Here is a 16,385-nt window from a genome sequence, read left to right on the forward strand (position 1 = left end):
TTTTACCTATTTTACTAACCTATGCGCATTTCTAAGGATCAAATAGCTGATTTCAACACATCCCGCAAAGAGGCCCATAACAAACGTTATACTGCCTTGGCTAAGGAACTTCAGTCTGAAAATTATGATGTAGAGAAAATTCTATCAAAGCTTCAATCCTTTCAAATCGCAATCCCTAGTTGGGCTCTTGGTACTGGAGGTACTCGATTTGGGAGATTTCCCGAAGGTGGTGAGCCCAGAAACCTGAACGATAAACTGGAAGACGTTGGGCTTATCCATGCGTTGAATAAGTCCAACGGAACTATTTCGCTACATATTCCATGGGATATACCTGAAGATATTGATGCATTGATGACCTCAGCTAAGGAATTGGAGTTGGAGTTTGATGCGGTGAATTCAAATACCTTTCAAGATCAATCCTGGCAAAAGCATAGCTATAAGCACGGATCAATTTCCAGCTTAGATGAGGACGTGAGAAAACAAGCAGTAGACCATAATATCGATGTTATAAAAATTGGTGATAAGCTAGGATCAAAAGCTTTGACTGTTTGGTTAGCAGACGGAAGTAATTTTCCAGGTCAGATCAATTTCAGAGAGCGATTCAAAAAAACCTTGCAATCACTGGAAGAGATTTACAAAGAGCTTCCTAGCGATTGGAAAATGCTCATTGAGTATAAACCGTATGAACCTAATTTCTATTCAATGGTTATTCCCGACTGGGGAACTTCCTTCAACTTAGCAAGTAAGCTTGGAGATAAAGCATATACCCTCGTTGATCTCGGTCATCATTTACCAAACACAAACATTGAGCAGATTGTGTCGATCCTTATGATGGAACAAAAGCTTGGTGGCTTTCACTTTAACGACTCCAAATATGGGGATGACGATTTATCAGTTGGTTCGCTCAAACCATATCAACTCTACTTAATTTTTGTCGAATTGGTATTAGGAGCGAGTGAAACAAATAACCCTGTTCCAGCGTGGATGATCGATGCAAGTCATAACCTGAAAGATCCTATTGAAGACCTGCTCCAATCTACCGAAGCGATTCTGGTAGCATATGCTCAGGCGCTATTAATTGATTTCGATAACCTAGAAGGTGCCAGACAAAATAATGATGCAGTAAGGGCTCAGCAAATCTTACAAAATGCTTTTCGCACAGATGTAAGGCCTTTGATAAAAGAGGCTATGAAACGAAACGATGGGTGTCTTGATCCTGTCGGTTTCTATCGCGAGAATAACATCCGACAGACACTAACCAAAGATCGAGGTAGCGATTCAGTAGCAACTGGCCTGTAGTATGATAGATGCCATTGCCATATTCGATATAGGTAAGACCAATAAGAAATTTTTCCTTTTTAATCATTCATTTGAGGTGCTGGAAAAAGAAAACATCCAGTTTGAAGAAACCATGGATGAAGATGGGTTTCCCTGCGAAGATTTGGAGAAGTTAGTTGCTTGGGTTCAAGCCACTTTTAATAAATACAACGCTCTTAAGAAGTATCAGATTACGTATCTAAATTTTTCCACCTACGGCGCAAGTCTAGTTTATTTGGACGAACTAAGAAACCCAATTCTACCCTTTTACAACTACTTAAAACCAGTAAGAGCTGAGTTCTCAGAGTTATTTGACAAAAAATACAACTCCCAAACAGTTTCTCTTGAATTCTGTTCTCCAAACCTGGAACTTTTAAACAGTGGATTTCAGCTCTTTTGGCTGAAACACAGACATCCACAGAAGTTTCGAAAAGTAAAACAAGCATTACATTTTCCTCAATACCTGGCTTATCTATTTCACGATAAGATCATGGCTGATTATACTTCTATTGGCTGTCACACCCGACTTTGGGATTACGAAAATGAAGGGTATCATAAATGGACAGAGCTAGAGGATATAAGACATCTCCTTCCTCTACCTGTTTCTTCTAACCGAACGTTTGCAGGAAAAACTCATAAAGAAATAGCTATTGGAGTAGGTATTCATGATAGCTCTGCAGCATTAATACCGTACATTAAAAAATCTGAAAAGCCTTTTATTTTACTTTCTACAGGAACCTGGAATATCTCACTAAATCCATTCAATAAACAATCACTTAGTCAGCAAGATTTGGACACTGACTGTCTATTTTTCCTCGATCCAATGGCCAATCATGTGAAAGCTAGCAGGGCTATGTTGGGAGCAGAGCATGAATTTCAAGTCAGTAAACTGATTGATCGATTCAAAAAGAAACCTGGAGATTACTGGAACCTTAAGTTTGATACTGAGAGGTATAGCAGAATTATTAAAGATTCAGGCAAGCAGATATTAAAGCCTGCAAAAGTAGAGAATGACGAGATTTTGAGGCCATTCGAACTGATCAAAGAGAATCCTTATGATAATTTCGCAGATGCCTATTTTTTCCTCATTCATAGCTTGATCGCTATACAACTCAAGTCTCTGGAGCTAGTCAACATATCTAATACTGCGCGACTCTACATTGATGGTGGTTTTGTTAATAATGATGTATTTGTAAAAGCTCTCGGATACCACCTTCCAAAGGCAGAAATCATCGAAAGCGAAAATCCTATTGGCTCAGCCTTGGGTGCAGCGATGGTGATGTTTTGAGGTCAAATCAAAATCGTTCTTTTTATAATCAGCTAATCACCCGTATTTTTAGGTCATGACAAACAATCATGTTCACATAAAATCTAAACTCACAGCTGGTGAAACCAACATCTTTACCATCATGTCTAAGCTGGCTACTGAGCATAAGGCGATAAATCTTGGGCAAGGCTTCCCTGATTTCGAATGTGATGAAAAACTTAAAGAGCTTGTATCCAAATATGTCTCGGAAGGCAAAAACCAGTACTGCCCATTATCCGGCCTTCCAAAGCTCAATCAGACCTTGAGCAAGAAAATGGAAGGAATGTATGGTATGCCGATCAATCCTGATAACCAGATTTGTGTAACTGCTGGAGCTACGCAGGCACTCTACACTGCAATCGTGGCATTTGTAAATCAAGGTGATGAAGTCATCATATTTGAACCTGCCTATGATTGCTATACCCCGCAAATTCAACTGGCAGGAGGGATCGTGAAGCCATACCCAATGACCTACCCAGATTATAAAATTGACTGGAATAAGGTAAAAGATATGGTGAATGATAAAACCCGAATGATCATCATCAATACACCTCATAATCCTAGCGGTACTATTCTAAGCGAGCAGGACATGAACGCCCTTGAAAACATTGTATCGAGCAGAAACATCATTGTATTGAGCGATGAGGTTTATGAACATCTTATCTATGATCAGGAAGAGCATCAAAGTATCATGAGATTTCCAGCGCTCTTTCAGCAATCCATGGCTGTATTTTCATTCGGAAAGACTCTTCATGCCACAGGTTGGAAAATGGGCTATATCGTAGGGCCTGAGTATCTAATAAGTGAATTTAAGACCATCCACCAATGGAATGTCTTCTGCACCAATTCCTTTGTGCAATTTGCTATAGCAGACTACCTAGATAAACCAAAGAATTACGAGTACCTCCCCTCCTTTTTCCAGAAAAAGAGAGACCGTATGAACCAACTATTTGAGGATGTACCCTTAACACCCAAACTAGCAAAAGGAACATATTTTCAGGCTTACAACTACGATCAAGTAAGTGATTTGGACGATTTGGCTTTTGCGAAACATTTAACTTCCGAAATTGGAGTAGCAGCCATACCTATGTCACCATTTTATACAACCCCTCCTAAGGACAAGGTGATAAGACTCTGTTTTGCAAAGCAGGAAAGCACAATTGAAGCCGCAGCAGAACGATTAATGAAATTGAAAGGTTGATAAGATGATCTATGAAAATAGATTCTGAAACAAGTTCAGAATGACTGAAAATACTCAAAAAACCTATTTTTACGATTATGAGAATCCCATCGTTCAGGGGATCGTCGAGGAGTTTAAGGGTAATTCCTTGAGTCAGAAAGAGAAAGCTATCGGGCTTTATTTGAAAATAAGAGATGGATGGCGATATAATCCGTATGATATCAGTTTTCAAAAAGAGGCCTTGAAGGCAAGCAATATTGCGCAAAAGAAGCACGGACACTGCATTGATAAATCAATCCTTTATATAGCCGGACTGAGAGCCTTGGGCATTCCTGCGAAGCTGCACCTGGCTAAAGTCAAAAACCACATCGCTGTAGAACGTTTAACAGAAAAGTTTGGAACGAATGAGTTAACTCCTCACGGAATGGTCGATGTTTATCTCAATAACAATTGGTTAAAAGCGACACCTGCTTTCAACAAGGAATTGTGCGAGATGACGGGTGTGGAACCGTTAGTATTTGATGGCACCAATGATTCGGTATTTCAAGAATATAATAAGGAAGGTCAGGAGTTCATGAAATATTTAGAAGACTATGGATCATTTGATGATGTTCCATTTGAGTTTATCAAGAAGAATATGAAAGAGAATTACCCTATGCTTGAAAGTTTGCTTAATAAACAGGGTGAACTAAAATTGTAGATTATTGATATGGCAGAAACAAAACACTGGAAAGGATCTGAAAAGTATTTATGCGATCCCGATTTAGCACAAGCATTTCACATGGCACGCTCGCTCGGTATGCCGCTCCTCATCGAAGGCGAGCCAGGAACCGGAAAAACAGAACTTCCCATTCACTATGCAAAAGATCGAGGTTTGGATCTTGAAGTTTATCCAGTCGGTTCAAAAAGTAATGTGGAACAGTTCGTAGCTCGGTTTGATCATGTGAAGTATCTAAGAGATTCGCAGATTGAAATTCTGAATGCGCAACGAGAGGAAAAAGGATTAGAAAGTAAACTATCCACAGGAGATAGAAACCCTGAATCACTGGCAGATTATGTAGTAAAAGGGCCAGCCGCCATCTCGTATAGCAAACCAAATTCTGTATTGCTCATTGATGAAATAGACAAGGCCCCTCGTGAGTTTCCCAATGACTTGCTTTATGCATTGAGTCATCGAAAATTCATCATGCCTGAATCTGGTGAAATAGTTGAAGTATCGGAAGAAGATATGCCGGCGATTGTGATCACTTCGAATAGAGAACAAGAACTTCCCACCGCTTTCAAAGGGCGATGTATTTACCATTACATTCATTTTCCTGAAAAGGATGTAATGGGAAAAATCATAGAAAAGCATCATCCAGGCTTGGATGAAAAAGTAGTGAAAGTAGGGTTAGACGTATTTTATCACTTAAGAAGATTGGGGCTCGAGCGAGCTCCAACAACCAGAGAGATCCTCAATTGGCTTAAATACATGAGTGATATTGCTCCAAAAGATGCCATTGAAAAAATAGAAGGATTGGAAGGAATTGGTGCGTTGATCAAGACACAAGCAGATATGGAACGCGTCAATCGAATGATTGGGGCAGGTGATAATTTCAGACCATCGCATAATTGATATGCTAAGCTCACTCCCTGAATCGTTTCGCAAACATGGTCTTCAAGCAGATATAAGAACATTATTGATCTTGCGGAAGGCTATGCAGAAAGGATTGATTAAGACATTAGGTGATCTACACAATGCTCTCAGGGGTATTATTGTAAAAGGACCCGAAGATATTGGGCCATTTACAAAGGCATACTATGAATACTTCTTACATATTCCAATCACCCCTGGTCAAACACTTGAAGATGCTATTCTCAGATCTGAAACCTTCAAGCAATGGAAGACTCAGTACATTGATGAAGCTGATAAGGATACAGATCTGACAGAAGAAGATCTCGTTAGTGCTTTTTTGGATCAGGTGCATCTTACAAGTTATGACATAAAAGAGGTTGTTTCTGGTAAAGAGATTTGGGATAAGGATAATCCCGATCAAGTAGATGAAGATAGTAAGGAGACTGACGATCAACCAGCAGAAAGGATGCTGGACAAAATGGCTGATTATTCGGATCTGTCATTAGAAGAACTCTTAGAAAGAATGGAAAAGGTGCGAAATCAGCAACGTACCAAACACAGTGGTGGAAGTCACTGGATTGGAACCGGGGGCATTTCCCCATATGGTCATGGTGGCGCAGCTAAAAACGGCATCAGAGTAGGTGGACAAGGTGGTGGACGCATGGCTCGTAAAGTAATTGGTGATAAAAACTATTTCCCTGTAGATAAGGATGCGCTTCTCAATGATAACAATGTAGATGCTGCATTGGCCTCAATCAAAGGAGTTATCGAGGAAAGCGCCATTGAAAAACTAGATATTCCCACTACCATAAAATCTGGTCTAAAGCGTGGCGGGCTTTTTTTACCCGAACTCTCCAGTGAAAAATATGAAGAGTTAAAAATTATTGTCCTAATTGACAATGGTGGATATTCGATGGCACCTTATGTGAAAAGTGTTCAACAGCTTTTTAGAAAGATGAAGACACGTTTTGCTCACGATCTTGAAGTCTTCTACTTTCATAATACCATCTACGATCGTGTATGGATAGACGAACGCAGATCTAAGTACATATCTATCGAAAAGCTTCTGATGTACAATAAGTCGTACCGGATATTCTTTATCGGAGATTCGGCAATGGCGCCTTACGAACTCAGTGCGCTTAGTATTCAGAATATCCAAGCCATTGTAAAGAAATTTAAGAAATCAGTTTGGCTAAACCCTGAGCCGCTGAAATACTGGTCTGGTACATATACCATTCAAGCCATGAAACAGATTGTGCCTATGTTTCCACTTACCCCACGTGGAATTGAGCGTGCAGTAAGGGAAATGAATACCAAGAGCACTGAAGGTTAGAAAAAGTATCTAAATCCATACACAGTCAACCCATTTTGTTCAAAATCTAGATCTACAGAACGCTTAAAACCCATCTTTTCATACATCCCCCATGCCACTTTCATAGATTCTGTTGTATGTATGATCACTTGACCCACATTCGCTGATTTCGCCATCTCAATACATGCATTCGTAAGTTTTCTCCCTATCCCCAAACCTCTTGCGGGTCTACTCACGGTTAATAGTCTAAAACCTGAAGCATTCGTTTCTTTCGTTGCTATACCTCCTGAGCCATAATCTTCCATGTCTGCTATGTACACCACAGTTCCAAGAATCTTTTCCTTGTCTTTAGCTAAAAGTAATTTCACACTTTCCTTTTGGACAAAGTCTCCAATATTGGCCAGCATTTCATAGTACTCTGGCTGCTGCTTAGGTGTTGCGAATCCTTCTAGATTGGAATAAACATCAATCATCAATTGACCTATTTCAAAAAAATCTTTTGGCTGAGCTTCAATGATCTGGATTCTCATTATTGATTTTAGGTTTAGGCAGGCGTCATTTCCCAAAGAAGATAAATGGCCATGATTGAAATAATAAAATAAGTAGTGAGGGTACCTGCTCCCACATAATCCTGAGCTATTCTTTGACCAAAAAACAGCCCAAGTATTGAAAGCGCTGACAATTGAGCTCCTATCAGACCTATTTCGGCATTCCCTTCTACTAAGATAAAAAAGATACCCACCGCACTGAACCCTCCTGCAGCTACTTCTAAAATGGTAATTAAAGGCATCAAAATTCCTACCATATTCCTCAGAGGACTTTTTGAAAAATGGCTGGTTAGCCATTCCGTATTGCCTTTGTAATTAAACACCTTGTCTAACCCAGATTGCAAGAAAAGTATAGCGAGCAACGCGAGACAGAATACTGGAGCAGATAGTAAAAGAAGTTTCATATGGTTTTTCTATATCAAGGGTTGAAGATATGAAATCGTCATTAAAAATCAGAAGCGATTTTACATCAACTGCGGATGAATTTTTATGTAAGATTCCATGTGGCCATTGAAAAGAAGACAATACACATGAAAAAGCGAACAATTCAAGCGATTCTGTATCTTCGTTTCATTACATATGATCCATTTTCAACGGCATAATGGAATCGCCTAAATTTTATTCATCCTCGGTTAGTATATTGAGGATTCTAAAATTTGCGCTTATTTTATGTCTTCATCGCTTAAGAATACCGTACTTATTTTAACTCTGGCTGTTCTGCTGCCAGTAGCGATTTTTTCGGCTGTAGAAGTAGCTTCTCTCAATGAAAATGAGCAGATGTTGGAACAAGTTTATCGAGAGCAACTGGATGGGATTATTTTTTCGGTCAATCAATACGCTGCTGATCTATTCGATTTTTACATTCAGCAAATAGATTATCAATATCAACAAGAAGGTTTTTCCTCTCTTTCCGACCCAGGAGCAATTAAGGGTAACCTTGCGATTGAATTCATTGCATTGTCTACACCAGCTATCCAAACCATAGATTTTAATGAACAAACGGAATTAGGATCCTTCAACATTGACAGTGCATTCAGTGCAAATGAGCTATTGATTGAACGACTCATCCGATACAAAGAGACTGACTATATCAAGCAAGAAGTCATTGGTGAGATTAGAAACACAAACGAAAATATTCAAATCAGTCTAATCATTATCGGTAAGGATACTCCGTGCCTTGTTTTCATAGACCCTGTAGCATACATAGAAGACCTACTCGCTCCAAAGATTCAACAGATTACCACCCAAGCCATCAATACCAATGTGAGAGACACCATAACAAACCGGATTGTGTATCAATCTAAGGTAGAACCTACCGGAATTATCCAAAGTGGTCCCTTGAATAAGACGCCTGGTTATGAAATAAATGTGAGTCTATATGCTCAGTCAGTTACAGACTTGATTTCTTATCGAACCAAAAGAAACCTAATTACACTTTCCATTGTAGTATTCATCATTCTGGCTGGTATGGTTCTTATCATTCGAAATCTTCGCAAGGAAATTCAACTAAACAAGACCAAAGCAGATTTTGTAGCTAATGTCTCACATGAAATAAGAACTCCCTTAGCATTGATAAGTATGTTCAATGAAACTCTTCTAATGGGACGAGTAAAAGAAGATAAGAAATATGAATATTATGAAATCATCTCTAAAGAAACCTCACGGTTAAAAAACATTGTGAATAAGATTCTTTCGTTCAGTCAGATTGATGCGAATAAAAAAGCTTACAATTTCAGTAAAGTCTCTCCAGACGAAATCATAAAAGATGTGGTGAATTCTTACTCCTATCATCTATCAGAAAAAGGATTTACATACGATTTAAACCTCAATGGAAACATTGAAATAAACGCTGATCATGAGGCTTTTTCTGAAGTATTGATTAACCTCATTGACAATGCAATGAAATACAGTAAAGAAGAAAAACATATAGTACTAGAATCTAAATCTGACCAAACACATTACATTCTTGATGTCTCAGATAAAGGCGTGGGAATTGACAAAAAAAATCAGAAAAACATATTTGACAAGTTTTTCCGTGTAGAAGGTGGCAATGTGCATAACACAAAGGGTACCGGTTTAGGATTATCCTTGGTAGCAGAAATCATGAAGGCTCATAATGCTGAGATTTCTGTTGAAAGCACACTAGGTGAAGGGAGTCAATTCACCTTAAAATTTCCAATCATATGAGTAAGCACATTTTAGTTGTTGATGATGAAAGCAACATGCGTCGTGGACTTAAGGATAACTTTGAATTTGAAGGATATGAGGTAACAGAAGCGATAGATGGATCGGACGCACTCAATATTTTGCAAGATCTATCTCCAGATTTAATTATCCTGGATGTAATGATGCCTAAACTGAGTGGCTTTGAAGTTTGTAAACAATTACGAAAGCAAGGAAACAACACTCCTATCATTTTGCTTACGGCCAAGGGTGAAGAAATTGACAAAGTTCTGGGACTAGAAATGGGAGCAGATGATTATGTACAAAAACCTTTTTCTATTCGGGAGTTGATCGCTAGAGTCAATGCCATACTTCGGAGGAGTCAGTCGAACAATAAAATTGAAGAATCAATTGATTTTGGGTTACTAAAAGTTGATTTCAAAAAGTACACTGCAACTCGAAATGGAAACGAAGAAAAGCTATCGCATAAAGAGTTTGAAATACTACAATACCTACATGAACATGAAGGAGAAATAGTCGATCGTCATGAGCTCTTAAAAAATGTATGGGGCTATCATGAGCAACCTACTACGCGAACAGTAGATAACTTTATAGTTAAGCTTAGACAGAAAATAGAGAAAGATCCAGCCAATCCTCATCATATTATAACAGTGCATGGCGCTGGATACAAGCTCATTTTATGATTTTTGAGAGGTCCGTGACATCTTTTTACAAACGTTTACTGAAGGGTGACATCTAGTGATATGAGAGTCCGTTGATTTACAAAACAATTCAACAAAACCTAAATAGACTCCATATGAAAGTCATGATCACATCTCTCCTTCTCATCTTATCATTTTCTATCTTAGGTCAAGAAGTAGGATACGTGAAAATGCAGAGTTACAAAAAACCTATCGTAAAGGCCGAAATCAATGGTAAAAAAGGATATTTCCTCATTGATACAGGATCAGATATTTCTATCATCAATTATGCTCATTTAAAAAAATACAAACTTGAGGCGTCTAAAGTATATGGCGATCATAAACGAGCGATGAGTTTCAATGGTGAAAAAACTGCTGCGATGAGAGTAAGGAATGTAGAAGTTGTATTGGGAGATCGATTTGATCACAAACTATTTTATAGTCTAAATTTAACAGAGGTGATTCGGTCAATAGAAGCGAAAACAAATATCAAGATAAATGGAATAATAGGGACAGACTTACTCGCTAAGTACAACTGTATGATCGACTATAGTCAAAGGCGTATTATCTTGGTGGATAGCAGAAGTAAACACAAATTTGCTACTCGATGAAATTGCTTAAAATCAGTATACTGTTTTTTTTCTCGTTCAATCTAACTGGTCAAAAAACGAAAATCCTCAACCTTGCTGGAGAATGGAAATTTACCATTGGTGATCGAGAGGAGTATGTTGATGTCGACTATGACGATAGTAGCTGGGAGTCCATCAAAGTTCCATCTCCGTGGGAAAATGAAGGGTTTGCCAATTATAATGGGTTTGCTTGGTATCGATATTCTTTTGATGGAAAGGACCTCAAAGGTTTCACCAATCTTCTTATCAACCTTGGATATATTGATGATGTGCATGAAGCTTATCTCAATGAAAGACTCATTGGATTCAAAGGCTCATTTCCACCTGAATTTTATACTGCTTACAATGCGCTTAATGAGTATGCACTACCAGAATCAGCTATCAACAGGAATGGGGAAAATGTAATTGCCATCAAAGTTTATGATTTGGTCCAAGAAGGGGGCATAGCAAAAGGAAATATCGGGATCTATCTAGATGCCAAATTGGGAAGAGACTTCCATTCACTCGAAGGGGTGTGGAGATTTACAACAAATCAAGATTTAGACTGGGAAAAACGAAGTTATGATGATCAGGATTGGGAAAATATTATTGTTCCTAGTTACTGGAGGAGTAAACACATCAAGCGTTCCAAGGGTTATGGATGGTATCGTAAAGAGTTCAAAATTCCAGAAGACTTAAAAGACAGAGACCTATATCTCGTAATGGGAAAAATTGATGATTTCGATTACACCTATGTAAATGGTGAAATCATTGGGCGGACCAAAGACTTTCTCCCTTTTGGTGAAAGTACCAGTTATGATGAGTTTAGAATCTATAAAATTTCCAAAGAATTGCTGAATCCAAGAGGCACCAACATTATTGCAGTTCAGGTAGAGGATATTGGCATAGATGCAGGCATCTACAGCGGACCTATTGGTTTAACTGCAAATGTTAGCTCAAAAAGAAACTATGGACGATAGCCACAGTCCTGTTTATAAAATCCATAAATATTATTAATCCAAAAAAGTAAACTGCATTAGCAATAATACGTTTTTGATAGTAATACTATTAAATAATGTAGTCATGCTAAAAGAAAGAATAGTTCTACTTATAATATTATTGATTGCCGTTTTTCTAAGAGCAAATGCGGGATCAGAATCAGATTGGATCAAAGCAGGAGACAAAGCGCTGGCTGCTCAGGATCACGAGCAATCCATTTTGCTATACAGTAAAGCAATTGAAGAAAAACCAGAACATGCGCTTGCATACTTAAAAAGAGCTAAGGCATATCAAGCCTCTGGTGCATTCCGCAAATCAGCCTATGATATGCAGAAGGCTTATCAACTGGATCCAGTATTCTTTAAGTCATACTTGAAAACATCAAAGAATTATCAATTCAAAAATTAAATAGCTATGAAAACCAGATCTATATACAGAATATTAGAAGGTGCATTCCTTTTCGTAATAATCATTATGATATATATTTTATCTATTGTTTCTGCTAAAGGGCAAATGGCGAAGGAGTTCCCTTCTATTTATGAGTTGACACAATTTCATAACATGGAGCGAATAGAGGTTTCAGAAAGTAATTCAGGTGAGACATTTGAGGCAAACAGTAGTACTAGAAATGCATTTCCGGTTAGTCCACTTGAAGTGTTTCAGATTGATGAAAGTGATCAATTCCGTGACACACTAATTCAAGAAAAAACGGTTCAGTTTCCTAAAAACACTTTATTGAAAAGAAGAAACAAAAGTGAGCATCAAGCTCCAATGATTGTAATTCCTCTTTAGAATGCTAGTTACTCATTACATCAACCAGGCGCATCAGTTCACTATTGATGGGTTTGGTTTTTTCAAACTAGCTCTTCACATTCCACTGTGATTCTAATTCCTCAAGTGATTTTCCTTTGGTCTCCGGAATGAACTTATAAGTCAATAGCAGAGTAGCTAGAATAAATGAAATAAAAATGAAGTACGGCAAAGATTGATTCCAAAATGGACCTTGGTTAATTTCACTTTCTACGACAATCGGAAAGGATTGTGAAACCAAATAGTTCATCCCCCATTGTGCAGCAACTGCTACAGACATAGCAAGACTTCTGATTTTATTGGGAAACATTTCCGAAAGCAAAACCCATACTACAGGCCCCATTGACAAAGCAAACGATCCTATGAATACCAAAATACCAATAAGAGACACCAATCCCACATGGCCCGTTTTGAGTGTAATACCCAGCATCAGAAATCCGATCGTCATACCAATACATCCTAAATAAATAAGCGGTTTTCGGCCAAATTTATCTACCGTCCCCATTGCAATAAATGTACAAAGGAGATTTACTCCCGCGAGCAATAACTGTTGCTTTAACACATCTTCCTGACCAAACCCAAGAGCCTTTTCGAAGATATCAGCTCCATAATAAAGCACTGCGTTGATCCCTGTAAGCTGTTGAAGTGCTGATAAAGCTGTTCCTATCAATACAATAGGTAAAAAACTTTTCTTTAAGAGTACTGAAAACTTAGGGTTGTCTTTTTTATCAATTGAAAGACATATATGACTGAATTCTTTTTCAGCCAAATCTGCTCCATGGAGCTGGGTAAGTATGTTTTTAGCTTCCGCATCTCTTCCTTTCATAATAAGCCATCGTGGGCTTTTAGGAACTACGAACAGTAGAAAAAGAAATATCAAGCATGGGAGCAATTCAGACCAAAACATGAGTCTCCAACCTTGATTAAGGTTGTACTCGAAATCTCCAGAATTTCCAATAGCATAAGTAGATAGGAATACGATAAAAAACCCCACAACGATGGCCAACTGATAATAGGTAACCATCTTCCCTCTAATACTCGCAGGAGATAATTCTGCTATGTAAGTAGGTGCATTCATAGAAGCAATACCTATTCCCAACCCACCTATAATCCTAAAAAATACGAGCAAAGGGACAGACTGTGGTAAAAATGATGGCAAGCCAGAGCCCCAAGCTGAAATGCTAAACAAGATTGCTGACAAGATTAAAGAATTTTTCCTTCCGTAAGCTTTACTAATCAGACCTGAAAATAAGGCACCCACAAAACAACCGACTAGCGCACTACTGACCACCCATCCCTTCATTGCTGCATCCAACTCAAAATATTTACTGAAGTAAAATTGAGTTCCATTGATAACCCCAGTGTCATAACCAAAAAGGAGCCCACCAAGAGATGACACAAGAGTAATGAGTAGTAAACTTTGCTTTTTCATAGAGGGTTAGAGAGTGATTGATTCGCTAATTAAATCTTGCGAATTTGAACCTACAGAAATAAGGAATTCTCCTGACTCAAAAACTGTATTGCCATTCGTATCGAAATAAGAAAGATCCTCTTTGGTGAATTGAAATCGAATTTGCTTAGCCTGGCCAGGCTCCAATCCGATTTTTTCGAATCCTTTGAGTTCAAGAACAGGTCGAGAAATAGATGCTGCTATGTCTCGAATGTATACTTGAACAACTTCTTGTCCATATACATCACTTGTATTAGTTACAGTAATTAAGACGTTGATTTCTTCTGAGCTTTGCTTTATCACCAGATCACTATATTCAAATTCTGAATAGCTAAGGCCATATCCAAACGGATAAAGTGGCGTATTTTCTACGTCCATATGGTGAGAATAAAATACAGCACCTTCATTGTTTGGTCTTCCAGTATTTAGATGATTATAATATAAGGGTAACTGCCCTACATGTCGAGGAAAACTCATTGGTAATTTGCCCGATGGATTAACATCTCCAGAAAGTACATCTGCAATTGCATTTCCAGCCTCGCTTCCCAGATGCCAGGCCTCCACGATAGTCGGAATATTATCTGCCTCCCATGGAATGGATAATGGACGTCCATTCATAAGCACCAATACTATGTTTTTGTTGACCTTGTATATTTCTTTCAGTAAATCGAGTTGTAGTCCAGGCAATCCAATATCTGCTCTGCTTCTAGCCTCGCCTGACATATAAGCAGTTTCTCCGAGAGCCATGATCACAACATCGCTTGTTCGTGCCACACGAATAGCTTCCTCAAAACCAGACTTATCATTTTGTTCTATTTGCACTTCATTAAAAAAGTTGTTAGGTCCAATAGAAAGTTTACATCCCTCGGCATATGAAATTTGCATCTGATTGCCGAGTCGAGTTTGAATGCCCTCATATAGTGAAATAGCTGTATTGCTCTTAGCAGCAGCTCTCCAGTTTCCTAGTGGTGAGTCCTTATCTTTTGCTAAAGGGCCAATTACGCCTAGTTTTTTAACATTAGCAAGTGGGAGTAAATTCTGTTCGTTCTTCAAAAGAACGATGGATTTGGTAGCAACTTCCCTACTGATTTTTTTATGAGCTGGATGCCCGATTAGCTCACGTTCTATTTCTTCATCAAAGTATTTATATGGGTTATCAAAGAGTCCAAGCTCATACTTTAGTGATAATATCTGACGTACAGATTCATCTACTAGATCTTCAGAAACTTGACCTTCAAGTATCAACTGCTCCAGGTGATTGACAAATGCATCACCTTCCATGTCTACATCACATCCTGCTATTGCTGCTTTCATGGCTGCTTCTCTCCGATCTGATGCTACACCATGGTTGATTATTTCCCCTATCGAATTCCAATCGGATACTACCACCCCATCAAAGTTCCATTTGTCAGCAAGCAACTCTCTAAGTAAGTATAAATTGGACGTGGAAGGAATGCCATCAATATCATTGAACGCATTCATAAAGGTTGCTACATTGCTTTCAACTGAAGCTCTAAAAGGAGGCAATATCACATTATGAAGAGTATTTTTACCAACAGTAACTGAATTGTAATCTTTGCCGCTTTCAGCAAATCCATATCCAGCAAAATGCTTGGCACATGCTGCAATGGTATGCTTATCGGAAAGATCATTACCTTGAAATCCTTTGATACGAGCTTTTGCAATAAGCGAACCCAAATAAGGATCTTCGCCTGCTCCTTCCATTACACGACCCCATCTGGCATCTCTAGATATATCAACCATCGGAGCGAATGTCCATTGGATACCTGCGGAAGAAGCCTCCTTAGCTGCAATACTTGCAGATAATTGTATGGCTTCTAAATCCCACGATGCTGCTTCACCCAATGGGATAGGAAACATCGTCTGATAGCCATGTATTACGTCATAGGCAAAAATGAGTGGAATACCCAGACGAGTACTATCTACTACCATTTTTTGCAGCTTTCTGGTATCCCTAGCACCAAGCGTGTTTAGCACAGAACCAACTTCCCCATTTAGGAAGCGTTGATATCTCTCAGCATGATCCACAGAAGCATTCGGGCCCGTCATTTCAGAACCTACAGAATATTGGTTCATTTGACCGATTTTTTCGCGCAAAGTCATTTCTGATAAGAGGCTATCGACTTTCAGGTTAGCATCAGAAGCGTCTTTTTCGACATCCTGACATGATATAATTAAAGAACTAATGAATATAAAAAAGATGTATTTCATGTGCATAGTCTGTTTTTTAAAAGCCACATGGAACCTGCCTGCCGCAGGCAAGGTTCGCAGCTGCGATTCATCCGTGCTTGCCCGCCTGGCTGAAGCCATTCGGACAGAGTATACTAGGGACTCTAAGTTTATGCTCATTTCATT

General features: G+C 38.6%; 16 protein-coding genes. 12 read left to right on the forward strand and 4 right to left on the reverse strand.

Features of this window, described 5'->3' with window-relative positions; all coding sequences use genetic code 11:
- Positions 1-21 precede the first annotated feature (21 nt).
- Genes ABJQ32_03735 through ABJQ32_03760 form a run of 6 tightly spaced genes read left to right on the forward strand, consistent with a single transcriptional unit; the run spans position 22 to position 6,751 of the window.
- Positions 22-1,299 (forward strand): hypothetical protein, encoded by a 1,278-nt coding sequence (locus tag ABJQ32_03735; GenBank protein MEP5288732.1) that lies wholly within the window; start codon positions 22-24, stop codon positions 1,297-1,299.
- Position 1,300: 1 nt separating this feature from the next.
- Positions 1,301-2,605: an FGGY family carbohydrate kinase gene (locus ABJQ32_03740; GenBank protein MEP5288733.1), complete on the forward strand. Its 1,305-nt coding sequence runs from the start codon at positions 1,301-1,303 to the stop codon at positions 2,603-2,605.
- A gap of 55 nt (positions 2,606-2,660) precedes the next feature.
- The gene (locus ABJQ32_03745) at positions 2,661-3,824 is read left to right on the forward strand and encodes a methionine aminotransferase (GenBank protein MEP5288734.1); all 1,164 of its coding nucleotides are present in this window, start codon (positions 2,661-2,663) and stop codon (positions 3,822-3,824) included.
- Positions 3,825-3,864: 40 nt separating this feature from the next.
- Positions 3,865-4,503, forward strand: a complete 639-nt coding sequence (locus ABJQ32_03750; GenBank protein MEP5288735.1) for a transglutaminase-like domain-containing protein — start codon at positions 3,865-3,867, stop codon at positions 4,501-4,503.
- 9 nt (positions 4,504-4,512) lie between these two features.
- Complete coding sequence (locus tag ABJQ32_03755; GenBank protein MEP5288736.1) at positions 4,513-5,418, forward strand: MoxR family ATPase; 906 nt, start codon at positions 4,513-4,515, stop codon at positions 5,416-5,418.
- Between the two features lies 1 nt (position 5,419).
- Entirely contained in the window at positions 5,420-6,751 is a 1,332-nt protein-coding gene (locus ABJQ32_03760; GenBank protein ID MEP5288737.1) for a hypothetical protein, read from the forward strand.
- Here the strand turns inward: ABJQ32_03760 and ABJQ32_03765 are convergent.
- Complete coding sequence (locus ABJQ32_03765) at positions 6,748-7,260, reverse strand: GNAT family N-acetyltransferase (GenBank protein MEP5288738.1); 513 nt, start codon at positions 7,258-7,260, stop codon at positions 6,748-6,750. The genes ABJQ32_03760 and ABJQ32_03765 overlap by 4 nt on opposite strands.
- 14 nt (positions 7,261-7,274) lie before the next feature.
- A complete protein-coding gene (locus ABJQ32_03770) occupies positions 7,275-7,682 on the reverse strand; it encodes a hypothetical protein (protein ID MEP5288739.1) in 408 nt (135 codons plus the stop codon).
- Between the two features lie 265 nt (positions 7,683-7,947).
- On the opposite strand from ABJQ32_03770, the gene ABJQ32_03775 reads away from it, so the two are divergent.
- The 6 genes from ABJQ32_03775 (at position 7,948) to ABJQ32_03800 (ending at position 12,541) form a co-directional block, all read left to right on the forward strand.
- Positions 7,948-9,465 carry a HAMP domain-containing sensor histidine kinase gene (locus ABJQ32_03775; GenBank protein MEP5288740.1) on the forward strand — a complete coding sequence of 506 codons (1,518 nt, stop codon included), beginning with the start codon at positions 7,948-7,950 and terminating at the stop codon, positions 9,463-9,465.
- A complete protein-coding gene (locus ABJQ32_03780; GenBank protein ID MEP5288741.1) occupies positions 9,462-10,145 on the forward strand; it encodes a response regulator transcription factor in 684 nt (227 codons plus the stop codon). Before ABJQ32_03775 ends, ABJQ32_03780 begins: the two co-directional genes overlap by 4 nt.
- 113 nt (positions 10,146-10,258) lie before the next feature.
- A complete protein-coding gene (locus tag ABJQ32_03785; protein ID MEP5288742.1) occupies positions 10,259-10,753 on the forward strand; it encodes a retropepsin-like aspartic protease in 495 nt (164 codons plus the stop codon).
- Complete coding sequence (locus tag ABJQ32_03790; GenBank protein MEP5288743.1) at positions 10,750-11,730, forward strand: beta galactosidase jelly roll domain-containing protein; 981 nt, start codon at positions 10,750-10,752, stop codon at positions 11,728-11,730. The genes ABJQ32_03785 and ABJQ32_03790 overlap by 4 nt, the downstream gene beginning before the upstream one ends.
- A gap of 103 nt (positions 11,731-11,833) precedes the next feature.
- Positions 11,834-12,157 carry a hypothetical protein gene (locus tag ABJQ32_03795; GenBank protein MEP5288744.1) on the forward strand — a complete coding sequence of 108 codons (324 nt, stop codon included), beginning with the start codon at positions 11,834-11,836 and terminating at the stop codon, positions 12,155-12,157.
- A 6-nt stretch (positions 12,158-12,163) separates the two neighbouring features.
- The gene (locus tag ABJQ32_03800) at positions 12,164-12,541 is read left to right on the forward strand and encodes a hypothetical protein (GenBank protein ID MEP5288745.1); all 378 of its coding nucleotides are present in this window, start codon (positions 12,164-12,166) and stop codon (positions 12,539-12,541) included.
- 67 nt (positions 12,542-12,608) lie between these two features.
- Here ABJQ32_03800 and ABJQ32_03805 read toward each other — a convergent pair whose 3' ends face one another.
- On the reverse strand, positions 12,609-13,991 hold the full coding sequence (locus ABJQ32_03805) for a sugar porter family MFS transporter (protein MEP5288746.1): 1,383 nt from the start codon (positions 13,989-13,991) through the stop codon (positions 12,609-12,611).
- Between the two features lie 6 nt (positions 13,992-13,997).
- Positions 13,998-16,379 carry a beta-glucosidase BglX gene (bglX, locus tag ABJQ32_03810; protein ID MEP5288747.1) on the reverse strand — a complete coding sequence of 794 codons (2,382 nt, stop codon included), beginning with the start codon at positions 16,377-16,379 and terminating at the stop codon, positions 13,998-14,000.
- Positions 16,380-16,385 lie beyond the last annotated feature (6 nt).

Origin of the sequence: Marinobacter alexandrii, assembly GCA_039984955.1 — a bacterium.
GTDB lineage: Bacteria > Bacteroidota > Bacteroidia > Cytophagales > Cyclobacteriaceae > Ekhidna.

Excerpts from the sequence above, each read along its gene's own strand:
- ABJQ32_03755 (MEP5288736.1), top strand. The coding sequence starts at position 4,513 with ATGGCAGAAACAAAACACTGGAAAGGATCTGAAAAGTATTTATGCGAT.
- ABJQ32_03785 (MEP5288742.1), top strand. The coding sequence starts at position 10,259 with ATGAAAGTCATGATCACATCTCTCCTTCTCATCTTATCATTTTCTATC.
- ABJQ32_03805 (MEP5288746.1), bottom strand. The coding sequence starts at position 13,991 with ATGAAAAAGCAAAGTTTACTACTCATTACTCTTGTGTCATCTCTTGGT.
- ABJQ32_03745 (MEP5288734.1), top strand. The coding sequence starts at position 2,661 with ATGACAAACAATCATGTTCACATAAAATCTAAACTCACAGCTGGTGAA.
- ABJQ32_03780 (MEP5288741.1), top strand. The coding sequence starts at position 9,462 with ATGAGTAAGCACATTTTAGTTGTTGATGATGAAAGCAACATGCGTCGT.
- ABJQ32_03765 (MEP5288738.1), bottom strand. The coding sequence starts at position 7,260 with ATGAGAATCCAGATCATTGAAGCTCAGCCAAAAGATTTTTTTGAAATA.
- ABJQ32_03735 (MEP5288732.1), top strand. The coding sequence starts at position 22 with ATGCGCATTTCTAAGGATCAAATAGCTGATTTCAACACATCCCGCAAA.
- bglX (MEP5288747.1), bottom strand. The coding sequence starts at position 16,379 with ATGAGCATAAACTTAGAGTCCCTAGTATACTCTGTCCGAATGGCTTCA.
- ABJQ32_03770 (MEP5288739.1), bottom strand. The coding sequence starts at position 7,682 with ATGAAACTTCTTTTACTATCTGCTCCAGTATTCTGTCTCGCGTTGCTC.
- ABJQ32_03760 (MEP5288737.1), top strand. The coding sequence starts at position 5,420 with ATGCTAAGCTCACTCCCTGAATCGTTTCGCAAACATGGTCTTCAAGCA.
- ABJQ32_03740 (MEP5288733.1), top strand. The coding sequence starts at position 1,301 with ATGATAGATGCCATTGCCATATTCGATATAGGTAAGACCAATAAGAAA.
- ABJQ32_03800 (MEP5288745.1), top strand. The coding sequence starts at position 12,164 with ATGAAAACCAGATCTATATACAGAATATTAGAAGGTGCATTCCTTTTC.
- ABJQ32_03795 (MEP5288744.1), top strand. The coding sequence starts at position 11,834 with ATGCTAAAAGAAAGAATAGTTCTACTTATAATATTATTGATTGCCGTT.
- ABJQ32_03790 (MEP5288743.1), top strand. The coding sequence starts at position 10,750 with ATGAAATTGCTTAAAATCAGTATACTGTTTTTTTTCTCGTTCAATCTA.
- ABJQ32_03775 (MEP5288740.1), top strand. The coding sequence starts at position 7,948 with ATGTCTTCATCGCTTAAGAATACCGTACTTATTTTAACTCTGGCTGTT.
- ABJQ32_03750 (MEP5288735.1), top strand. The coding sequence starts at position 3,865 with ATGACTGAAAATACTCAAAAAACCTATTTTTACGATTATGAGAATCCC.